The sequence below is a fragment of the Paracoccus endophyticus genome, from assembly GCF_003286075.1.
GTDB classification, from domain to species: domain Bacteria; phylum Pseudomonadota; class Alphaproteobacteria; order Rhodobacterales; family Rhodobacteraceae; genus Paracoccus; species Paracoccus endophyticus.
The window spans coordinates 1-1,658 of sequence record NZ_QLUV01000042.1 but is presented as its reverse complement, the minus strand read 5'-3'; the positions used below and the strand labels follow the sequence as shown (position 1 = coordinate 1,658).

Here is a 1,658-nt window from a genome sequence, read left to right as displayed (position 1 = left end):
TCACATGTTCGGGTAGTTTGGTCCGTCTCCGCCCTGCGGGGTGGTCCAGACGATGTTCTGGCTGGGGTCCTTGATGTCGCAGGTCTTGCAGTGGACGCAGTTCTGGAAGTTGATGACGAAGCGCGCGCCTTCGGGGACGGACTTGTCCTCGACCACCTCGTAGACGCCGGCCGGGCAATAGCGCTGCGCGGGCTCGGCATATTCGGGCAGGTTGACGCGGATCGGGACCGTGGGGTCCTTCAGCCGCAGGTGGCAGGGCTGGTCCTCCTCGTGGTTGGTGAAGGAAAACGCCACGTTGGTCAGCCGGTCGAACGACAGCCTGCCGTCAGGTCTGGGATAGTCGATCGGGCGATAGTTCTTCGCGGGCCGGGTGGCGGCGGCGTCGGTCTTGCCGTGCTTCCAGGTGCGCAGGATGTTGCGGTTGAAGAGGCTTGCCCCCCACATGTCCACGCCGCCCAGCATCAGGCTGCCCATCATCCCGGTGCGCGACCAGGCCGGCTTGACGTTGCGCACCCGCTTGAGGTCGCGCGCGATGGGCCCCGAGCGCAGGTCGGCCTCGTAGTCCGTCAGCTCGTCGCCCGCCCGTCCCGCCGCGATGGCGGCGGCGGCGGCATTGGCGGCCGCGATGCCCGACAGCATGGCGTTGTGGTTGCCCTTGATGCGCGGCACGTTCACCAGCCCCGCCGAGCAGCCCAGGATCGCCGCCCCCGGCACCGTCAGCTTCGGGATCGACTGCCAGCCGCCCTCGCTGATGGCGCGCGCGCCATAGGCCACGCGCTTGCCCCCCTCCAGCAGTTCGGCGATCAGCGGATGATGCTTGAAGCGCTGGAACTCGGCGTAGGGGTAGAGATACGGGTTCTCGTAGTTCAGGTGGACCACGAAGCCCAGGAAGACCTGGTTGTTCTCGGCGTGGTAGATGAAGGACCCGCCGCCCGCGTTCTTGCCCAAGGGCCAGCCCATGGTGTGGACAACGGTGCCCTCGCGGTGCTTCGCGGGGTCGATCTCCCAGATCTCCTTCATGCCGAGGCCGAACTTCTGCGGCTCGTGGCCGGCGGACAGGTCGTAGCGCTCCATCAGCACGCGGGCGAGGCTGCCGCGCACGCCCTCGGCGATGAAGACATACTTGCCGCGCAGCTCCATCCCCGGCTCGTAGGCCGGGCCGGGGGTGCCGTCGGGGGCCCTGCCCATCTCGCCCGCGACGACGCCCGCGACGCGCTCGCCGTCCATCACCAGCTCGGACGCCGCCATGCCGGGGAAGATCTCGACGCCCAGCGCCTCGGCCTGGGTCGCCAGCCAGCGGCAGACATTGCCCATGCTGACGATGTAGTTGCCGTGGTTCGACATCAGCCGCGGCATCGGCCAGTTGGGGATGCGCATCGAGCCCGACGGGCCCAGCATGACGAAGCTGTCGGTGGTGACCGCCGTCCTGACCGGCGCGCCGCGGTCCTTCCAGTCGGGGATCAGCGCGTCCAGCCCGATCGGGTCCAGAACCGCCCCCGACAGGATGTGGGCCCCGACCTCGGACCCCTTCTCCAGCACCACCACCGACAGGTCGGGATCGATCTGCTTGAGCCGGATCGCCGCCGAAAGACCCGCAGGACCCGCCCCAACGATCACAACGTCGAAATCCATCGCCTCGCGCTCGATCATGCTCATGG

At 68.3% G+C, this 1,658-nt stretch carries 1 protein-coding gene; it reads right to left on the bottom strand.

Translation table 11 applies throughout. The features are described from left to right. Complete coding sequence (locus DPQ23_RS15145; protein WP_112875588.1) at positions 1–1,656, bottom strand: electron transfer flavoprotein-ubiquinone oxidoreductase; 1,656 nt, start codon at positions 1,654–1,656, stop codon at positions 1–3. Between the last annotated feature and the right edge of the window lie 2 nt (positions 1,657–1,658).